This is a genomic window from Rhodococcus rhodochrous (assembly GCF_900187265.1).
In the GTDB taxonomy this organism is placed as follows: domain Bacteria; phylum Actinomycetota; class Actinomycetes; order Mycobacteriales; family Mycobacteriaceae; genus Rhodococcus; species Rhodococcus rhodochrous.
The window spans coordinates 3,872,238-3,891,898 of sequence record NZ_LT906450.1 but is presented as its reverse complement, the minus strand read 5'-3'; the positions used below and the strand labels follow the sequence as shown (position 1 = coordinate 3,891,898).

General features: G+C 68.9%; 19 protein-coding genes and 1 pseudogene. 13 read left to right on the top strand and 7 right to left on the bottom strand.

What is annotated here, in order from left to right; genetic code table 11:
• The first annotated feature begins 55 nt into the window (after positions 1–55).
• Positions 56–1,306: an MFS transporter gene (locus CKW34_RS17695; RefSeq protein ID WP_016690903.1), complete on the top strand. Its 1,251-nt coding sequence runs from the start codon at positions 56–58 to the stop codon at positions 1,304–1,306.
• A gap of 52 nt (positions 1,307–1,358) precedes the next feature.
• Here the strand turns inward: CKW34_RS17695 and CKW34_RS17690 are convergent, their stop codons facing one another.
• Positions 1,359–2,414: a ferredoxin--NADP reductase gene (locus tag CKW34_RS17690; protein ID WP_059383283.1), complete on the bottom strand. Its 1,056-nt coding sequence runs from the start codon at positions 2,412–2,414 to the stop codon at positions 1,359–1,361.
• Between the two features lie 299 nt (positions 2,415–2,713).
• Between CKW34_RS17690 and mdo the strand changes: the two genes are divergently transcribed.
• The 3 genes from mdo (at position 2,714) to madC (ending at position 6,727) form a co-directional block, all read left to right on the top strand.
• The gene (gene mdo / locus CKW34_RS17685; RefSeq protein ID WP_059383282.1) at positions 2,714–3,985 is read left to right on the top strand and encodes an NDMA-dependent methanol dehydrogenase; all 1,272 of its coding nucleotides are present in this window, start codon (positions 2,714–2,716) and stop codon (positions 3,983–3,985) included.
• An 80-nt stretch (positions 3,986–4,065) separates the two neighbouring features.
• Positions 4,066–5,154, top strand: a complete 1,089-nt coding sequence (locus CKW34_RS17680; RefSeq protein ID WP_059383281.1) for a MadB family AAA-type ATPase — start codon at positions 4,066–4,068, stop codon at positions 5,152–5,154.
• Positions 5,155–5,272: 118 nt separating this feature from the next.
• Entirely contained in the window at positions 5,273–6,727 is a 1,455-nt protein-coding gene (gene madC, locus CKW34_RS17675; RefSeq protein WP_231921940.1) for a MadC family VWA domain-containing protein, read from the top strand.
• A 7-nt stretch (positions 6,728–6,734) separates the two neighbouring features.
• Here madC and CKW34_RS17670 read toward each other — a convergent pair whose 3' ends face one another.
• Both CKW34_RS17670 and CKW34_RS17665 read right to left on the bottom strand, forming a co-directional pair.
• Positions 6,735–7,220, bottom strand: coding sequence for an SRPBCC family protein (locus tag CKW34_RS17670; protein WP_059383409.1), 486 nt, complete (start codon positions 7,218–7,220; stop codon positions 6,735–6,737).
• A gap of 85 nt (positions 7,221–7,305) precedes the next feature.
• A complete protein-coding gene (locus tag CKW34_RS17665; protein ID WP_059383280.1) occupies positions 7,306–7,665 on the bottom strand; it encodes an ArsR/SmtB family transcription factor in 360 nt (119 codons plus the stop codon).
• 159 nt (positions 7,666–7,824) lie between these two features.
• On the opposite strand from CKW34_RS17665, the pseudogene ggt reads away from it, so the two are divergent.
• From ggt to CKW34_RS17645, 4 genes and pseudogenes are all read left to right on the top strand, one after another.
• Positions 7,825–9,823: pseudogene (gene ggt / locus CKW34_RS17660) on the top strand (gamma-glutamyltransferase).
• 205 nt (positions 9,824–10,028) lie between these two features.
• Entirely contained in the window at positions 10,029–11,261 is a 1,233-nt protein-coding gene (locus tag CKW34_RS17655) for an iron-containing alcohol dehydrogenase (RefSeq protein WP_059383279.1), read from the top strand.
• Positions 11,258–12,631: a MadS family sensor histidine kinase gene (locus CKW34_RS17650; RefSeq protein ID WP_059383278.1), complete on the top strand. Its 1,374-nt coding sequence runs from the start codon at positions 11,258–11,260 to the stop codon at positions 12,629–12,631. The genes CKW34_RS17655 and CKW34_RS17650 overlap by 4 nt, the downstream gene beginning before the upstream one ends.
• Positions 12,628–13,305, top strand: a complete 678-nt coding sequence (locus CKW34_RS17645) for a MadR family response regulator transcription factor (protein ID WP_059383277.1) — start codon at positions 12,628–12,630, stop codon at positions 13,303–13,305. The genes CKW34_RS17650 and CKW34_RS17645 overlap by 4 nt, the downstream gene beginning before the upstream one ends.
• Positions 13,306–13,326: 21 nt before the next feature.
• Here the strand turns inward: CKW34_RS17645 and CKW34_RS17640 are convergent, their stop codons facing one another.
• Positions 13,327–13,671, bottom strand: a complete 345-nt coding sequence (locus tag CKW34_RS17640) for a winged helix-turn-helix transcriptional regulator (protein WP_059383276.1) — start codon at positions 13,669–13,671, stop codon at positions 13,327–13,329.
• 132 nt (positions 13,672–13,803) lie between these two features.
• On the opposite strand from CKW34_RS17640, the gene CKW34_RS17635 reads away from it, so the two are divergent.
• A complete protein-coding gene (locus CKW34_RS17635; RefSeq protein ID WP_059383275.1) occupies positions 13,804–14,709 on the top strand; it encodes an NAD(P)H-dependent oxidoreductase in 906 nt (301 codons plus the stop codon).
• On the opposite strand, the gene CKW34_RS17630 is transcribed toward CKW34_RS17635, so the two are convergent.
• The 3 genes from CKW34_RS17630 to mftR form a co-directional block, all read right to left on the bottom strand.
• A complete protein-coding gene (locus tag CKW34_RS17630) occupies positions 14,632–15,078 on the bottom strand; it encodes a hypothetical protein (protein ID WP_059383274.1) in 447 nt (148 codons plus the stop codon). The genes CKW34_RS17635 and CKW34_RS17630 overlap by 78 nt on opposite strands.
• Positions 15,079–15,160: 82 nt before the next feature.
• Complete coding sequence (mftM, locus tag CKW34_RS17625) at positions 15,161–15,964, bottom strand: mycofactocin oligosaccharide methyltransferase MftM (protein WP_059383273.1); 804 nt, start codon at positions 15,962–15,964, stop codon at positions 15,161–15,163.
• Positions 15,961–16,626: a mycofactocin system transcriptional regulator gene (mftR, locus tag CKW34_RS17620; protein WP_059383272.1), complete on the bottom strand. Its 666-nt coding sequence runs from the start codon at positions 16,624–16,626 to the stop codon at positions 15,961–15,963. The genes mftM and mftR overlap by 4 nt, the downstream gene beginning before the upstream one ends.
• 120 nt (positions 16,627–16,746) lie before the next feature.
• Between mftR and mftA the strand changes: the two genes are divergently transcribed.
• Genes mftA through mftD form a run of 4 tightly spaced genes read left to right on the top strand, consistent with a single transcriptional unit; the run spans position 16,747 to position 19,651 of the window.
• Positions 16,747–16,842, top strand: a complete 96-nt coding sequence (mftA, locus tag CKW34_RS17615; protein WP_006553546.1) for a mycofactocin precursor MftA — start codon at positions 16,747–16,749, stop codon at positions 16,840–16,842.
• Between the two features lies 1 nt (position 16,843).
• Positions 16,844–17,158 (top strand): mycofactocin biosynthesis chaperone MftB, encoded by a 315-nt coding sequence (gene mftB / locus CKW34_RS17610; RefSeq protein WP_370670861.1) that lies wholly within the window; start codon positions 16,844–16,846, stop codon positions 17,156–17,158.
• A gap of 19 nt (positions 17,159–17,177) precedes the next feature.
• Positions 17,178–18,419, top strand: coding sequence for a mycofactocin radical SAM maturase (mftC, locus tag CKW34_RS17605; RefSeq protein ID WP_059383270.1), 1,242 nt, complete (start codon positions 17,178–17,180; stop codon positions 18,417–18,419).
• 23 nt (positions 18,420–18,442) lie between these two features.
• A complete protein-coding gene (gene mftD, locus CKW34_RS17600) occupies positions 18,443–19,651 on the top strand; it encodes a pre-mycofactocin synthase MftD (protein WP_059383269.1) in 1,209 nt (402 codons plus the stop codon).
• Positions 19,652–19,661: the final 10 nt, after the last annotated feature.

The window sequence follows — 19,661 nt, the reverse complement described above, 5'->3', positions numbered from 1 at the left end:
GGGGCACGCCGTTCGTCTCTCGCGTGGAACGCGCCGATCACCTTCTGGAGGTTCGATGACTGCTCCCGTACAGCCCCGCGGCCGTATCCGCTCGTTCGGTTTCGCCGTGGTCGGCCTGGGAGCGTTCACCCTCACCGCGTCGTCGTCGGCACCGTCACCGCTGTATCCCGTCTATCAGCAGATGTGGGGATTCTCCGCGGCGATGCTCACGGTGGTGTTCGCGGTCTACGTGCTCGCACTGCTCGCGGCGCTCGTGACGGTGGGGTCGCTGTCCGACCACGTCGGGCGCAGACCCGTGATCGTGACGGCCCTGCTGCTGCTCGCGGCGAGCATGGTGGTGTTCATCGCCTCCCCGGGCGTGGGGTGGCTGATTCTCGCGCGGATCCTGCAGGGTCTCGCGGTGGGCGCGGCGACGAGCGCGCTGGCCGCCGCCGTGATCGAGATGCAGCCGAACAGACACATCGGCCCGCTGATCAACACCGCGGCGCCGTCGCTCGGCCTCGCGCTCGGCGCGGCGGGAGCGGGCGTGCTCGTGCAGTTCGCGCCGTTCCCGACGGTCCTGAGCTATGCGGTCGTCGGCGTTCTCGCCGTCGTGCTGGCGATTGCGCTGATCTTCGTGCCCGAGACGTCGCCGTCGGTGGGTTTCCCGTCGCGACGCGACGCCCTGCGGAGCCTGGTGCCGAGCGCGTCGGTGCCCCGTGAGGTCCGGGGCCGCTATCTGCTCATCCTGCCCAGCCTGATGTCGGCGTGGGCGCTCGGCGGGCTGTACATGTCGCTGGGACCGTCGATCGTCGACTCGGTGTTCGGTATCGACAACCGTCTCGCTGCGGGCCTGGCGATCGGCACCCTCTTCACGGCGGGCACCGTCGCGGCGACCACCACGGCCCGCCGCGACCCGCATCGCATCGTGGTCCTCGGGGCCGTGCTGCTCGCGACGGGACTGGCCGCGGTGATCACCGCGCTCCTCACGGGATGGGTCGCGGTGTACTACGCGGGTACCGCCGTCGCCGGTTTCGGCTGGGGCTCGACCTTCGTCGCGGCCATGGGCGTCGTCGGCTCGCTCGGCCGACCCCATGAGCGCGGCCGGATCTTCGCGACGACCTTCGTCGTCTGCTACTTCGCGTTCTCGGTGCCCGCGATGGCCGCCGGGGTGGCGGCCGGATCGTTCGGCCTGATGTCCACCGCCGTCGGCTACGGCGTGGTCGTGGCCGTGCTGGCGCTCGTGGCCGGGGTCGGCGTGCTCGTGCGCAAGCCGAAGCCCGACTCCGCCGGGATGCGGGAAGTGCCCGTCCCCGCACGTTCGTAGGGGCCGGGCACTTCCGCAGAGGGAGCGGGCAGCGGGGCGTGACCCCGCCGGTTCAGAACTCGATCTTGAGGTGGTCGGTCACCGGCCGGGCCTGGCAACCGAGGATGTAGCCAGCCTCGATGTCCTCGGGGTCGAGCACGTCGCAGTTCTCCATCTCGACCTTGCCCTCGAGCACGGTGCACGCGCACGACCCGCATTCGCCCTCCTGGCACGAATACGGCACATCGATGCCCTTCGCGAGCATGATGTCGACGAGGGTCTGCTTGCGCGGCCACGACAGCTTGTGGACCTCGCCGTCGAGCTCGACCTCGACGGTCGCGGCGTCGGCGGCGTCCTCGTCGCTGACCTCGACCGGCGCCTGGTCGGCGAACGGGTCGCCCGACAGTGAGTTGAAGACCTCGGCGTGCACGCGGGCGCGGGGCATGCCCACGGTGTTCAGGGCCTGGTGGACCGTGTCCATGAACGGTCCGGGACCGCACATGAACGCCTCGTACGACTCGTAGGGCGCTGCGATCGCCGCGAGCTGGTCGGCCGTGGGCAGACCCTGCACGGACTCGAGCCAGTGCACGACGGTCAGGCGCGTCGGGTACTTCTCCGCGAGCGCCCGCAGCTCCTCGGCGAAGATGACGGACTTCTCGTCGCGGTTGGCGTAGACCAGCACCACCTTGCCGCCGCCCTGGGTGAGCGCGGACTTGAGGATCGAGATCACCGGGGTGATGCCGCTGCCGGCGCCGAACAGCAGGAAGTCGTGGTCGAGCGACTTCGGGGTGAAGACGCCCGCGGGAGGCAGCACCTCGAGGGTCTGTCCGGCCGCGATGTTGTCGCACAGCCAGTTGGATCCGTAGCCGTCGGAGGTGCGCTTGACGGTGACCTTGGGGGCGTCGTCGGTGAACGGCGAGCTCGCGAGCGAGTAGCAGCGGGCCACCGAGCCCGTCCGGTCGCTCGGGATGCGCAGGGTGAGGAACTGGCCGGGCCGGTAGGCGAATTTGTCGCGCAGCTCGTCCGGGACGGCGAACACGATCGACCGCGTGTCGGCGGTCTCCTCGACGACGGCGGACACGGTGAGGATCACCGAGCGTGAGCCGTGGGGCACCTCGACAGTCGTCATGGGTAGGTCTCGTCCTCTCCTGCAAAGATGGCCGCGCACGACCGAATCTAGAACGTGTTCTAATTCAGGTTACCAGCGCGCATGGGATGAGGAAAACGGTACCGGCACTGCTCGGGCGGGTGCGGAGCCCACCCGGTCAGCGGGAGGTCCCCTACCCGAACGGGCGGTGCCCCCGCAGCGACCGGACGGTTTCGGCCGCTGTGCCTTTCACGCCTCGCGACTCTGGTCGATGGTGAATCGCGGATGAGGTCCACATCACACTCCCGATCCGGTACACCCCCTCTGCGAGGAGATACACCATGGCAATCGAGCTCAATCAGATCTGGGACTTCCCGATCAAGGAATTCCATCCCTTCCCCCGCGCGCTGATGGGCGTCGGTGCCCACGACATCCTCGGCGTCGAGGCGAAGAACCTCGGTTTCAAGCGCGCCCTGCTGATGACCACCGGCCTGCGCGGATCGGGGATCATCGAGGAGCTCATCGGCAAGATCGAGTACCAGGGCGTCGAGGTCGTCCTCTACGACAAGGTCGAGTCCAACCCCAAGGACTACAACGTCATGGAGGCCGCGGCGCTCTACCAGAAGGAGAAGTGCGACTCGATCATCTCCGTCGGCGGCGGATCGAGCCACGACGCCGCCAAGGGCGCGCGCGTCGTGATCGCCCACGACGGCCGCAACATCAACGAGTTCGAAGGCTTCGCGAAGTCCACCAACAAGGAGAACCCGCCGCACATCGCCGTCTCCACGACCGCCGGCACCGGCTCCGAGACGTCCTGGGCGTACGTCATCACCGACACCTCCGACATGGACCACCCGCACAAGTGGGTCGGCTTCGACGAGGCCACGATCGTCACCCTCGCGATCGACGACCCGCTGCTCTACTACAGCTGCCCCCAGCACTTCACCGCCTACTGCGGCTTCGACGTCCTCGCCCACGGCTCCGAGCCGTACGTCTCCCGGCTGGACTTCGCCCCGTCGCTCGGCAACGCCCTGTACTCGATCGAACTCGTCTCGAAGAACCTGCGCGAGGCCGTCTTCGAACCGCGCAACCTCAAGGCCCGCGAAGGCATGATGAACGCCCAGTACATCGCCGCGCAGGCCTTCAACTCCGGCGGCCTCGGCATCGTGCACTCCATCTCGCACGCCGTCTCCGCCTTCTTCGACAGCCACCACGGCCTCAACAACGCCATCGCTCTGCCCCGCGTGTGGGAGTACAACCTGCCCTCCCGCTACGAGCAGTACGCCCGCATCGCCACCGCGATGGGCGTGGACACCCGCAACATGACCACCGTCCAGGCCGCCGACGCAGCGGTCGAAGCGGCGATCCGTCTCGCGAAGGACGTCGGCATCCCCGACAACTTCGGTCAGGTGCGCACCGACTCGTACGAGAAGAACCAGATGAACACCAAGAAGTACGCGGGTCGCGGAGACACGATCCGCGGCGACGAGAAGACCGTCCGCGCCATCTCCGAGCACATCCAGGACGACTGGTGCACCCCGGGCAACCCCCGTGAGGTCACGGTCGACTCGATGATCCCGGTCGTCGACCACTGCATCAACCGGTCCTACTGAGAACCCGCGCTCCCGGGGCGTCCCCTGCGCCCCGGGAGCGCCCTGCTCCGCTGCGACCACGCCAGACAAGGAGACCCCGGATGACCCCGTTCGCCTCGGGCGCCGAGTTGAAGGATGCGCTGCGCCGGCACGACTACATCGCCGACGACGAGTTCGCGACCGTCGTGCACCTCGCCACCGCACTCGAGCGGCCTCTGCTGCTCGAAGGCCCCGCCGGGGTCGGCAAGACCGAACTGGCCAAGGCGCTCGCCGCCGTCGGCGACCGGAAACTGGTGCGACTGCAGTGCTACGAAGGGCTCGACGACAGCCGCGCCCTGTACGAGTGGGACTACGCCAAACAGCTGCTGCACGTGCAGATGCTGCGCGACCGCATCGGCGAACTGCTCGCCGGTCACGCCGAACTCGCGGACGCGTCGAAGTTCCTCGCGCAGCAGGACTTCGGTCTGTACTCGGAGGCATTCCTCTCGGTCCGGCCGCTACTCGAGGCCGTGCTCTCGGAAGAGCCGGTGGTCCTGCTCGTCGACGAGGTGGACCGCACCGAGGAGTCCATGGAGGCTCTGCTGCTCGAGGTGCTCGCCGAGCGGCAGGTGACGATCCCCGAGGTCGGCACGTTCACGGCCCGGTCCATACCCTGGGTGATCCTGACCTCCAACGACACTCGCGAGTTGTCACCCGCGCTCAAGCGGCGCTGCCTGCACTACCACGTCGGGTACCCGACACCCGAACGTGAACGCGAGATCGTCACCGCGCGGGTCCCGGACGTGCGCCCGGGAACGGCCCACCAGATCGTCGATCTGTCCCGGACCCTGCGCGATCTGCCGCTGCGCAAGAGCCCCTCGATCTCGGAGGTCATCGACGCCGCGCGCGCAGCGACGGTGATGGGACACGACGCCGACGACCCGGATTCGCTGGGCGGCATGCGCGACGTGCTGTTGGCGACCCTGCTCAAGTACACCGGCGACGTCGACCTCGCGAAGACGCGGCTCGGCGGTGCGGCACCGGCAACCGCGACGTCCGAACCGGATATGTCCGAAGCGAGTGCACCCGAACCTGTTCCGTCGCACGAACGTGTGACGGTCGCATCACGCCCGGCGAACACCACGACCTCCGTCTTCCGGGGACGCGGTGGTGGCGGTCGCGATGCCGCGGGCAGCGGACTGCGGGGGTGACCCCGCGATGTACGCATCCCGAGTGGGGCGGGTGTCCACACCCCGGGCGACACGGGTGACCGCGCTCGACGAGCGTCGCCCCCGCTACGTGCTCGACGTGGTGGCGGCGGTGTTCGGCATGCTCCTGCGACGCCACGGTGTCGCGGCGTCACCCGCCGAGAGCATCGAGGTGCGCCGGGTGCTCGACATGGTCCCCGCCCGCGAGCGGGATTCGCTGCGCGCGTGCCTGCGGGCGGTGTGCGCCAAGTACCCGCACGAGAGGGCCGGTTTCGAGCGCGCCTTCGACGAGTTGTTCGGTGCGGTCGACGCCGCCGTCGCCGCGAGCGGCGGCGGTCCCGCCCGCGCGCAGTTCGCCGAGTCCCTGCCGGCGGCACTCGAGATCGGCGACGACCCGAGCATCGCGCGCTACGCCGAGTACAACGAACGCGCAGCCGAGGTCGGCGACCACTTCGACACCCCGGAGGCCCGCAAGGGATTCAACCCGCACAAGGACGACGACGATGTGTCGATGACGTCGTCCGACGCCGATCTGTCGGTGGACACGGATGCGGACTCGGGCCGTCGCGGCGTCACCTACACCGTCGACGTCGAGAACGCGGCGACCACGACGGTGGGTGATCTGTCCGGTGAACCGGGGGCCGCGGTCGTCGGATCGTTGTCGTGGGACGACCCGGCGTCGATCCTCGCGTGGCTCGACGCCTACGACCCGCACCGCACGTACGGGGGAGAGGTCCTCGACGAACCTCTCTCCGCCTCACAGCTCGCGCGACTCGTGGACGCGGTCGAGGCATTCGTGGCCTCGCTCGCCGCCGCGGTGCCGGGGACCGAAGGCGTCGAGGCACCCGAATCACACGACGCCGCCGGCATCGACCGTGCCGAGATCGAGCTCGCATGCCACGAGGTGCTGCGCCGCATGCGCGGACCGGTCCGGCCCCATCCGCGTGAGCGGACTCGCGGACGGCTCGACATGCGTAGGACCGCCCGAGCGGGGATGCGGACCGACGGGGTGCCCTTCCGGCTCGTCGTCCGCGCGCCCCGCCCCGACCGGGTGCGGCTGCTCGTCCTCGCCGACGTCTCGCTGTCGGTCCGTCCGATCACCGCGTTCACGCTCCGGCTCGCCCAGGCGATGCACGGGCGGGCGCACCGGTGCCGGGTGGTCGCCTTCGTCGATCGTCCGGTGGACGTGACGACGCAGTTGCTCGCTGCCGGCGGTGACGGTGCTCTGGCCGCCGTACTCGCCCATCCCGCAGTCGATCTCGAAGCGAGTAGCGACTACGGCCGGATGTTCGACGAACTGCTCACCGAGCACTCCGGATCGATCGACGGCCGGACGTCGGTGCTGGTCGTGGGGGACGGGCGCTGCAACGGCCTGCCCCCGCGCACCGATCGGCTCGAGGAACTCCGTCGCCGCGTGCACCGCCTCGCGTGGATCACGCCCGAACCCGAGCGGTACTGGCCGCAGGCGACCTGCGCGATGCCCGATTACGCCGAACTGTGCGACGAGGTGGTCGTCGCCCGCGACGGCGCGCAACTGCTCGCGCGCGCCGCCGAACTCGGCCACGCCCTGCGGTGAACGGTGCTCACCGCGTCGCGGACCCGGTCAGCAGTTCCTCGAGTCGTTCGAAGCCCTCGGTCAGGCCGGTCTCCATACCCGATTCCGCCATGCCGTCGCGGGCCTCCTGGCTCGGGTACACGGAATGGCCGACCAGCTTGCAGCGGCCGTTCCCGAGGTCGACGAAGGTGAGCGTCTCGAGGCTCACCACATCCGGGAATCCGAGATATTCGAAGGTCTGGACGATGAGCTCGTTCTCGCGCACGGTGTGGAAGACACCCGCGAAGCGGTAGCTGCCGCCGTCGTCGGAGTGTTCGTAGCGGTACGAACCGCCGGTGCGGAGGTCGTACTCCTCGATCTTCATCTCCATGCCGCGCGGGCCGAGCCACTGCGCGACGAGATCGGGATCCTTGTGGGCGCGGAAGACGTCCTCGAGGGGGAAGTCGAACTCCCGCTCGTAGTCGATGAAGGGGACGCCCTCGGGGATCGAGAGGGTGACTGCATTGCTGCTCATGGTGGTCCTCCGGAGATCGGGGTGCGCTGCCATGCACGCTGTGAGGATCGGGGTGGGCTACGCACGCTGTGAGGATCGGGGTGGGCTACGCACCCCGTGGACGATCGGGGGCCGCTTCCCGGGTCAGCACGGCGTCGAGACCGCGGAACTGCTGCTCCTTCACCAACCGGTAGCGGTCGATCCAGGAGGTCAGCATCTCCAGCCGTGCGGGGTTCAGGTGGACGGGCCGGCGCTGGGCGTCGCGCGTGCGCGTGACGAGCCCTGCGTGTTCGAGCACCCGAATGTGTTTCGAGATCGCCTGTGTGGTGATCGCGAAGGGTTCCGCGAGTTCGGTGACCGTGGCCGGGCCCCGGCTGAGCCGGGCGACGATGCGGCGGCGGACCGGATCGGTCAGGGCAGCGAACGCCAGGTCGAGCGCGGTGTCGTCCGTCTCGTCGTCGTACACGATCGCCTCCGCTTCGTGAACCTTCCGGTTTATCAACCATCCGGTTGAAGAAAGGATGCTCCCCGGGCGACGGCCGTGTCAAGGGGTACGGCGCGCGGACGCGAGCGGATCGCGGTCGAATTCCCTACGGGCACTCACGCGCCCGGCTACGGTCGGTGGATGGTCCTGCCCTCGAGAGCCCGGTCCGGTGTCCGCGCGGCCTTCGCCGCGGCCGTCTCGATCACCCTCCTCGGCGCGTGTACGTCCGCGTCGGGCGATACGGAAGTGGGCGATATGGGGCCGGGCGGTACGGCTGACGTGCAGGAGACCGCGGCAGCCGCGACCTGCACCGCCGAACCCAACGGCACCCCGATCACCGATACGCAGCCGGCGACGGAGACCGGGGATCGCGACATCTCCACGAACCCCGAGATCGCGACCGGTTACCGCGCCCGCATGACCGCGGTGACCACCTCCTCCTTCGCCGTGTCGACGGCCAATCCCGCATCCACCGAAGCGGCATGCGAGGTCCTGCGCGACGGCGGGACCGCGGCCGACGCACTCGTCGCCGCCCAGATGGTCCTCGGTCTCGTCGAACCCCAGTCGTCGGGTATCGGCGGCGGAGCGTTCCTGGTGTACTACGACGCCGAGTCCGGTGAGGTGAAGGCATACGACGGCCGCGAGACGGCACCGATGTCCGCGACCGAGAACTATCTGCGCTGGATCAGCGACACCGATCGCACCGAACCCCGCCCCGACGCACGTGCGAGCGGCCGCTCGATCGGCGTGCCCGGCGTCGTGCGGATGCTCGAAACCGTCCACGCGGAACACGGGAGTGCCGCCTGGGGCGAATTGTTCCGCCCCGCCATCGATCTCGCCGATCAGCGACCGTCTGGCGCAGTCGATCGCCGATTCCGCCGAGCAGCTCGCCGTCGACGACGAGGCCCGCGCCTACTTCCTGCAAGCTGACGGCTCGCCCAAGCCCGAAGGTGAGATCCTCACGAACCCGGCGATGTCCAAGACACTCTCGGCGATCGCCACCGACGGCGCCGACGCCTTCTACACCGGTGACATCGCGGCCGGCATCGTCGAGTCCACCGGCACCGATTCCGGCGGGCGTACACCCGGAACGATGACCCTCGAGGATCTCGCCGTCTACGAGGCGAAGGAACGGCAACCGCTGTGCACCCCCTACCGCGAGTACGAGATCTGCGGGATGCCCAACCCGTCCTCGGGTGGCATGGCGGTCGCGGCGACGCTCGGCATCCTCGAGAACTTCGACCTCGCGGCACTGCCGCCGTCCGACGTCGATGCGGACGGTGGCGTCCCCGACGCGGACGCGGTGCACCTGATCTCCGAGGCCGAACGACTCGCCTACGCCGATCGCGACAAGTACGTCGCCGATGCCGATTTCGTCCCCCTGCCGGGTGGCTCGCTCGAGACCCTGGTGAACCCGGACTACCTGTCCGAACGCGCAGGGCTGATCGACCCCGGCAAGAGCATGGGCGAGGCGCAGCCCGGCGACTTCGGTCCGGTCCCGCTCGGCATGCCGCCGCAGAGCCCCGAGCACGGCACCAGCCACATCTCGGTCGCCGACAGCTACGGCAACGTCGCATCCATGACGACCACGATCGAGTCGGCCTTCGGCTCGTTCCACATGACCGACGGCTTCCTGCTCAACAACCAGCTCACCGACTTCTCGGCCGAACCGGTCGACGAGGAGGGACTGCCCGTCGCCAACCGCGTCGAACCCGGCAAGCGGCCGCGCAGCTCGATGGCTCCGACGCTCGTCTTCGATCGCACACCCGACGGCGGTCGCGGCGACATCCGGATGGTGGTCGGGTCGCCGGGCGGCTCGGTGATCATCCAATTCGTCGTCAAGACACTCGTGAACACTCTCGACTGGCGACTCGACCCGCAGCAGGCCGTCTCGGCCGTGTCGTTCGGCGCCGCGAACACCCCCGTCACAGGGGTCGGCGGCGAACATCCGGCGATCGACGGTGCCGACGACGGAGCGAACGATCCACTCGTGCAGCAGCTCCGCGACATGGGCCACGAGGTGTCCGTCGCCCCGCAGTCCAGTGGACTGAGCGCGCTGCTGCGTCAGGGGGAGGGATGGGTCGGTGGCGCCGACCCCCGCCGCGAGGGCGCCGTGATGGGCGATACCGGCGGGCAGTGACGATCGGCGCAGGACTGTCGACGGATCGGCGCAGGCTGTCGATATATCTGTCGAGCGCGGATCGACGCCCGTGACCTACCCTGTCGGATAGGTGCCGACCTCACCATCGGTCCGGTGCGTCCCGTGCCCGCTCCGCCCGACAACCCGTGCACCGTAAGCTGGATCACACAGGTGCGCGGATCGTGCGGATCGTCAGGAGTGAACAGTGGCCGTCGTCATGCCGGGACACCAGAACACGACCCATCCCCGTGCTTCCGCGACCCCTCGGGACGACCACCCCGCTTCGGGGCCGACCCTGGTCAAGTTCCACGCCCCCGAGATCGTCTTCGGGGAGGGCTCGCTCGTCGAAGCGGCCCACGCCGCGGTCCGGCTCGGCGGTGTCCGCCCCATGCTCGTCACCGACCCGGGGCTGATCGAGGCCGGCTGGGTCGACGAACTCCTGCAGCACCTGCGTGACCAGGGGGTCGACGCCACCGTGTGGGCCGGTCTCACCCCCAACCCCAAGGACCACGAGGTCGCGGCCGGCCACGAGCTGTACCGGTCGCAGGGCTGCGACGTCCTCGTCGCGCTGGGCGGTGGCTCGGTGATCGACGCTGCGAAGGGTGTCGCGATCCTCGCCGCCAACGGCGGCAACATCCTCGACTACGAGGGCGTCGACCGAGCGCCGTTGCCCATCCCGCCGATGGTCATGGTGCCGTCGACGTCCGGGACGGGAGCCGACGTCTCCCAGTTCTGCGTGGTCACCGACACCGCGCGCGGTAGCAAGATCACCATCATCGGCCGGTCGCTCGTCCCCGACCTCACGGTGATCGATCCGCGACTGCTCACCACCATGCCCGACGACCTCAACGCCGCCACCGGACTCGACGCACTCACCCACGGCATCGAGGCGTTCGTCTCCCGCGCCCACAACCCCCTCACCGACCATCACGCACTGCGGGCGGTCGGCATGGTCACCGGCACGCTCGTGCGCACGATCGACGACCCGACCTACATGCCCGCTCGCGCCACCATGGCCCAGGCCAGTCTCGAGGCCGGACTCGCGTTCACCAACGCGATCCTCGGTGCCGCCCACGCGATGAGCCATCAGGTCGGCGGTCTGCTCGACCTGCCGCACGGGGTCATCAACGGGGTGCTGCTGCCGCACGTCATCCGGTTCAACGGTGCAGACGATCCCGAGCCGTTCGTCCAGATCGCCGCGACCCTCGGTCTGGAGGAGGCGCGCGGTGCCGCGCCCGAGGCCGTCGAGGCCGTCGCGTCGCGCATCGACGCCCTCGCCCGCCAGGTGGGCGTGCCGCGCGGACTGCGCCAACTCGGTGTGCGGGAGGAAGACCTGCCGCGACTCGCCGAGGGAGCACTGCGCGACGCGTGCATGTCGACGAATCCGCGCACCGCGACCCGCGACCAGATGATCGAGTTGTTCCGGACGGCGCTGTGAGTGCTCCCGACCTGTCGGCACTGACCGGACTCCGCTCCGGGAAGTCGACCTTCTATCCGCAGTACCGCGGCGCCGCCGAACGACTCGAACGCGTCGTCCACGCACTCGAACTGATCTCCCGGGCATTGGTCCGCACGGTCGAGGGGCCGGAGACGCTCATCTGCGCCGTCGCCGAAGCCGCCCGTGCGCACCTGAGCGCGACGTGGGTTGCCTTCGCCCTCGCCGACGGTGTCCTGCCGGATGCCGGGCCGCGCAGGCTCGTGCTCGGCCCCGACGCCACCCCCTTCCTCGTCGACAACGTCGAGGGTCCGCCCCTGCCCGACGAGGTCGTGGCACTGCTCGACGCCGTGCGCACCGGTGCCGTCGAACGTCGCGAGCTGGTCGAGAACCACCACGCGTTCGTGCCCATCGTCCTCGACGGGGGAGTCGCCGGTGCCATCGCCGCGTGGACGCCGGACCACCGCGTCCTCGACACCACCGACCGCGCCGTCCTGTCGATCCTGGCCAGCCAGACCGCGGTCGCGCTGCAGAACTCCGCGCTCTACCAGCGCGGACAACTCCTGCTCGAACGCGCCGAACAGGCCTACCGCGAAGCGAACCGCGCCGCTGCCGACCTGCAGGCACGCAACGAGGAACTCGAAGCGACCCTGAAGAAACTCGCCGTCACGCAGCGACAACTGGGCGTCGCCCACCGGAACCAGGCGCTCGACGAGGAACGCCACCGCATCGCACGCGAACTCCACGACAGCGTCACCCAGGCCGCGCTCTCGGCGGGCATGCAGATCGAGGTGTGCCGCAGCGACATCCCCGACGCCGAACGCGGCGAACGACTCGACCTCGCCAAGGAACTCACCCGCGGTGCCGTCGAGCAGTTGCGGTCGGCGATCTATGCGCTGAACCGGCCGTCCGATTCCGAACGGATGTCGTTGCCGGAGATGCTCGAACAGCTCAGCGTGGCCCACATGCCGGGCGAACTCGAGGTCAGGACGAGGACGGGCGGCACACCGGTCGAGCTGAGCGGCGAGGCCGAGCACGCCCTGCTCAGAATCGCCGGCGAGGCGCTGTTCAACGCGGCCGTGCACGCCAACGCGAGTCGTGTGGTGTTGCGGCTCAGTTACGGACGCGACGCGGTCCTGCTGTCGGTTGCCGACGACGGTGACGGCGACCCCGCCCGTCTGCGGGTGATGCTGCGACTCGCCGCCAACGATCTCGACGGGAGCCGTCGCGGTCTCGCGAACATGCAGGCTCGTGCCCGCGAACTCGGCGGCACGCTCGAGGTGCGTCGTTCCCGGCTTGGCGGTGTGCGGATCGCTGCCCGGATCCCGTTGCAGGACAATGCTGTAGCTCAACAGGTGGGAGAACCGTCATGACCGTCACACCGCCGCAGGCGACCCCACGGGCGCGGCCCGGCACGGTGCGCATCGCGCTCGTCGACGACCACGCGATCCTCCGCCAGGGACTCCGCTCGATCCTCGACCGCGAACCGGATCTCGAAGTTGTGGGGGAGGCCTCGACGGACGCGGAAGCTCTCGCGCTCGTCGACCGCATGCGCCCCGACATCGTGCTGCTCGATCTCAAGCTCTCGGCCGGATCGGACTTCGAGGGACTGGGATTGTGCGGACGGTTGTCCTCGGCGCATCCGGGCATCGGTCTGCTCGTGCTCACCACCTTCCTCGACGAACAGCTCGTCGTGCGGGCCGTGCACGCCGGCGCGCGCGGCTACGTCGTCAAGGACGTCGACACCACCGAGCTGGTGCGCGCCATCCGGGCGGTTTCCCGCGGCGAGAGCGCCTTCGACTCGCGCAGCGCGGCGGCGGTCGTGCGTTCACTCAACGGGCAGGGCACATCCGCCGAACAGTTGACCGGCCGCGAACTCGAGGTGCTGAAGCTTCTCGCCGCCGGCATGTCCAACGTGAAGATCGGTGAGCAGCTGTTCATCTCGGCCACCACCGTGAAGTTCCACGTCAGTAACATCATGCGCAAGCTCGGAGTGAGTCGCCGGGCCGAGGCGGTCTATGCCGCCAGCAAGCAGGGGCTGATCTGACCGCCCGGCCCCTTCCGGCACTCAGCTCTGCGCGGTGAGCCTGCTGCTGTAGGCCGCACCCCAGTCGTCGAGCCACGCGACGGCCGGCTCGAGGGTCCGGCCGAGCTCGGTCAGTTCGTACTCCACCCGCGGCGGTACCTCGGCGAAGACCGTGCGCGACACGATCCCGTCGGCCTCCAGTTCGCGGAGCTGCCGGGTGAGCACCCGCGCGCTGACGGGACCGACCCGCCGGCCCAATTCGCCGAACCGGCAGGGCCCGTCGATCAGGTTCTTGACGATCGTGAGCTTCCACGCGCCCCCGAGAACCGCCACCGCGATCTCCACCGGGCACACCTGCATCGCCGTCTCCACGGCCTTCCGTGTCATCGAAACCCCTGTGTCATCGAAACCCCTGTGTCATCGGAATTCCCTGGTCATCGCCGATGGTTACCTTTCGGTCCGTATGTGATCGCAAAGTGCGTACTTCCCATACCGTTCCCGTCCCCAGACTATGGAGACATGGCCGAGAAGAACAGTGCAGACAATGGCAGTGCCGAGAAGGGCAGTGTCGAGAAGGGCAGTGTCGAGAAGGGTAGGGTTCTGTGGGTGCACGCCCATCCGGACGACGCCTCACTGGGGCACGCCCTCGTCCGCTCGGGGGCGGCACGACTACGCGAGTCGGGCACGCACGTCGCGATCTCGGATCTCTACGCGATGAACTGGAATCCGGTGCTCTCCGACACCGACTTCGGTGCGACGCCGGGGAGGACGTTGTCGGAGCGACAGAAGAACGCCACGGCCACCGGACTCCTCGCCGACGACATCCGCCGAGAACAGGACGCGCTGCGCGCCGCCGACCACCTCGTGGTGTCGTTCCCTCTGTGGTGGTACGGCATGCCGGCGATCCTGAAGGGATGGTTCGACCGCGTGTTCACCAACGGTTTCGCATTCGGTGTCCGCGACGAGCACGGGCGCGTCCGCAAATACGGCGACGGGGGACTGGCGGGCAGAACCATGCTCGCCGTCGTCACGGCGGGCGATCGGGCCGCAGCGCTCGGACCGCGCGGAATCAGCGGGTCGATCGATCACGTGCTGTGGCCGCTCCTGCACGGCACGGGCTTCTACACCGGAATGCGGGTACTGCGACCGCATCTCGTCGCGAGTGCCGACCGACTCGACGAGGAGGCCTTCCTGCGCGAGGAGCGTCGGTTGCACGATCGTCTCGACGGCTTGTCGTCGGACCCCGGAATCCCGTACAGGCCGTTGCGTGGGGGCGAGTACGACCGCGAGCACGTGCTGGTCGACCACGTCTGCCCGGGCGAATACGGACCCGACGTCCACACCGCGTCAGCGTCCGGTCGGAGCAGGCGAGTGCAGCGGCACGAGTACCGACAGTGCGCCGGTGTACAGGATCAGGCGCAGTAGCGGTCCGCCTCGAAGAAGCTGCCGGGTGATCTCCCGGACCCGTCGGCCCTCGTCCTCACCCGGCGGCGCGGCGAGCACGATCGCGGGACCCGTCCCGGGCCGGACCGCGGTGACGAGCAGGCACTCCTCGACGGTGGTGAGTACCGGAATGTCGTTCGCGCCGTCGGTCTTTCCGATCGCCACGGCGTCGTAGTCGGAGTCGTCCGCGTCGTCGTGGTAGACGAGCAGTCGCACGTCCGGTCGTTCGGGGAGCGGCCGACAGTCCGTCACCACTCCGGACGACGATGGCATCTCCCGGTCCGCGGCGCGGCGGGGGAGGACGACGCGGCGGGTCGTCCAGCCGAAGTGGCTCTCGACGATGTGGTCCATCGCGCCACCTCCTTCCGTCCACACCGGGTATTCGTCGCCGGACGGGAAACGGATGGGCGGGCAGGCGGATGGCCCGGGTGGATCACCCGATGACGAGCCACCCGCCGTGGTGTTCGAACACCTCGAAGGGGCGCCCGGTGCTGCGCCCGAGTTCCTCGAGCGCGGGCAGGTCGAAGGTGCGCACGTGTCCGTGGCAGGCCGTGGCCTCGTCCTCGAACGGCACCGCGACCACCACCCGCTCCCGGGCGATCCGCAGCGCCTCGGCGAGGATCGTGGCACCGAGGGCGTCGTCGACGTGCTCGAGCAGGTGGATCGCGGTGACGGTGTCGGCGCTGCCGTCGGGCACCGGGACGTTCGCCGCGTCGCACACGAGCGTGTCGACGTGCAGTCCGAGCCGCGGTGCGACCGCATCGAGCAGACGCATCGTGCCGGGCAGGATGTCGGTGGCGGTGACGGCGGTGCCGGCGGCGGCGAGCCGCAGAGGCAGGAAGCCGAAACACGACCCCAGGTCGAGCACGCTCCCACGCACGAGTTCGGCGGCCCGATCGTGGATGGGCGCGAAATCGGCTGTACCGTCGAGCAGTTCGCCGAGCGAGTTGCGGTAGTAGGTGACCCACGAGTCGAGCGCGCCGGGCACCGTGGAGCGGACGAGTCCCACCATCGTCAGCTCGAACTCGTCCTGGCCGAACTCGGCATCCTGGATCGAGGCGGTCACCTCGGCGACGAGTCGCTCGCTGATCTGCTCGGCCGTGAGGGAATGCGTGACGTGGAGTCGGTCGTCCTCGCGCCGGACGTTCAGCGGCCCGGCGGATACGCGTTCGACCGTCACGTGGTCGTGTGTCCACCGGCCCGGGCCGCAGGGAGCGAGCGAATCGAGCAGGGTCATTGTTTCGCAACCTTTTTCGGAGGTGTGGAAGGGGAAGGCGTGGAAGGGGAGTGCGGGTCACTGTAGTCGAGACCGGCGGTCAGTGTCCCCATCCCGGTGGCCAGGAATTCGTGCAGGTCCGATCCGGGGTCGTCGAGCCACGCCTCGTAGGCGGAGATCGCGACACCGAGCAGCAGGTAACCGACGGTGCGGGGGATGTGGTCGTCGGGATCGGCCCCGGTGCGACGGGCGACGAACTCGGCGACGACACGTCTCCAGCCCTGGTACATCACCGACGAATAGCCCTGCAGCGCGGGTGTGTGCAGGATGAGTCCCATCCGTGCGCGGTGTCGTTCGGCCTCGCTGTCGGGGAAGGTGTTGAAGTCGTGCAGGGCGGTGGTCAGCGCTGCCGAGAGCGGGACGTCCTCGGGGATCGTTTCGAGACTCGCGCGCATGCCGGCGAGGTGTTCGTCGAAATTTCCCCAGGCCACCTCGTTCTTCGATGGGAAGTAGCGGAAGAAGGTGCGTCGCGCGATGCCGGCCGCCTCGGCGATGTCGTCGATGCTCGTCTCGTCGAAGCCCGCCTCCATGAACAGCTCGATGCCGATTGCGGCGAGTTCCTCCTTCGAGGTGGACGGGCGGCGACCTATCCGAGCGGACGGTTTCCCGCGGCTACGCGTCATTCTTCCTCCCGGAGGGGTGACATTCTGCACTCGATGCCATTACAGTGGTGAACCGGCTCACAGCGCAAGTCCCACTGTGACGACCGACTCCGATCCAGGAGAAGAAACCGAGGAGGAAACATGTCCGATCGTGACAACGCCGTGATCGAATCCGATCTGATCGAGGAGTCCCTCGTCGAAGAGGTCTCCATCGACGGCATGTGCGGCGTGTACTGACATGACCGCGCCCGGAGCCACCGATGTGTCCCCCGTAGCAATGGACACCGAGATGTTCGATCCGGGTGCCGGCTGGCGGCTCCACCCGCAGGTAGCGCTTCGCCCCGAGCCGTTCGGGGCGTTGCTCTACCACTTCGGCACCCGCAAGTTGTCGTTCCTGAAGAACACCGTCATCGTCGACGTCGTCCGATCCCTCGGCGACCACGGGTCGGTGCGAGAAGCGTTGCGAGCGCACGGGATCGATGAGAGTGCCGAGCGCCCCTACGTGCGCGCCCTGGGCACCCTGGCCGACTCGCACATGATCGTTCCTGCCTGACGTCTGTAAGGACCAGCCCATGACCTCGCTGCTCGAACCGCCCACCACCTCCGCCCCGCCGAAGGTCGGCCGCCTCGTCGACCAGTTCGAGAAGGGCCTCGACGCCCCGATCTGCCTGACCTGGGAACTCACCTACGCCTGCAACCTCTCGTGTGTGCACTGCCTGTCCTCGTCGGGCAAGCGCGACCCACGCGAACTGTCGACCGAACAGTGCAAGGCGATCATCGACGAGCTGCAACGCATGCAGGTCTTCTACGTCAACATCGGTGGCGGCGAACCCACCGTGCGATCCGACTTCTGGGAACTCGTCGACTACGCCACCGAACACCAGGTGGGCGTGAAGTTCTCGACCAACGGTGTGCGCATCGACAAGAAGGTCGCCGCCCGGCTGGCCGCCTCCGACTACGTCGACGTGCAGATCTCCCTCGACGGCGCCACCGCCGAGGTCAACGACGCCGTGCGCGGGCCGGGTTCGTTCGCGATGGCCGTGCGCGCGCTGGAGAACCTGTCCGAGGCCGGTTTCCGCGACGCGAAGATCTCCGTCGTCGTCACCCGCCAGAACGTCGACCAGCTCGACGAATTCAAGGCTCTCGCCGACCGTTACGGCGCGACCCTGCGCATCACGCGACTGCGCCCGTCCGGCCGCGCCGTGGACGTGTGGGACGACCTGCATCCCACCCACGAGCAGCAACGGCAGCTCTACGACTGGCTCGTCGCCCACGGCGAGGGCGTGCTCACCGGCGACTCGTTCTTCCACCTGTCCGCCTTCGGCGGCGAGGGCGGCGGCTCGCTGCCCGGACTGAACCTGTGCGGCGCGGGACGCGTGGTGTGCCTGATCGACCCGGTCGGCGACGTCTACGCGTGTCCCTTCGCGATCCACGAGAACTTCCACGCCGGGAACATCCTCACCGACGGTGGTTTCGCGTCGGTGTGGAAGAACTCCGAGCTGTTCCGCGAACTGCGCGAACCGCAGTCCGCCGGTGCGTGCGCCTCGTGCAACTTCTTCGACGCGTGCCGCGGCGGTTGCATGGCCGCGAAGTTCTTCACCGGCCTGCCGATGGACGGCCCCGATCCCGAATGCGTGCAGGGCTACGGGCAGTCCGCGCTCGAAGCCGAGCGCACCGTGCCGCAGTCGAGCGTCGACCACTCGCGCACCGGCAAGCGCGCCGAACGGCGCACCCCGGCCGCACCGGTACCGCTGACTCTGCTCACCAAGCCCCCCGCCAAGTTCTGCGACGAGAATCCGCTCGCAGGGCTCTAGATCTTCCGAGGAGACGACCGACGATGGCCAAGCCTTCCTGGTTGAAGAATCCGTGGGCCCAGGACCCGTGGTTCGAGACCGTCGCAATCGCACAGCAGCGCGCCCGTAAGCGCCTGCCCAAGTCCGTCTACGGCGCACTCGTCGCCGGGTCCGAGGCCGGCATCACGGTCGACGACAACACCACCGCCTTCCGCGAACTCGGGTTCGCCCCGCACGTCGCGGGACTGTCCGACAAGCGGGAGATGGCCACGACCATCATGGGACAGGATGTGTCCCTGCCCGTGATGATCTCGCCGACCGGTGTGCAGGCCGTGCACCCGGACGGTGAGGTCGCCGTGGCCCGCGCGGCCGCCGCCCGCGGCACCGCGATGGGTCTGTCGTCGTTCGCGAGCAAGTCCATCGAGGAGGTCGCGGCGGTCAACGACAAGACCTTCTTCCAGATGTACTGGGTCGGCAGCCGCGACACGCTGATCCAGCGCATGGAACGTGCCCGCGCCGCGGGTGCGAAGGGTCTGATCATGACGCTGGACTGGTCGTTCTCCAACGGTCGCGACTGGGGCAGCCCCGCCATCCCGGAGCGGATGAACCTCGAGGCGATGGTCAAGTTCGCCCCCGAGGGCATCACCCGCCCCAAGTGGCTGCTCGAATGGGCGAAGACCGGCGGGGTGCCGGATCTGACCACCCCCAATCTCACACCGCCGGACGGCCAGGCCCCGACCTTCTTCGGCGCCTACGGCGAGTGGATGACCACGCCCCTGCCCACCTGGGAGGACGTCGCGTGGCTGCGTGAGCAGTGGGGCGATGCACCGTTCATGCTCAAGGGCGTCATGCGCGTCGACGACGCCAAGCGCGCCGTCGACGCCGGGGTCACCGCCATCTCGGTGTCCAACCACGGTGGCAACAATCTCGACGGCACCCCGGCGCCGATCCGGGCGCTGCCGGCGATCGCCGAAGCGGTGGGCAAGGACGTCGAGGTGCTGCTCGATGGCGGTATCCGCCGCGGCAGCGACGTCGTCAAGGCGATCGCGCTCGGCGCCAGGGCCGTGCTCATCGGCCGTGCGTACCTGTGGGGTCTGGCCGCGAACGGTCAGGCGGGCGTGGAGAACGTCCTCGACATCCTGTCCGGCGGAATCGGTTCCGCCCTCATGGGTCTGGGCAAGAACTCGATCCACGAGCTCACCCCCGACGACGTCTTCGTGCCGGACGGCTTCCGCCGCGACCTCGGCATCTGACCGAACCGAC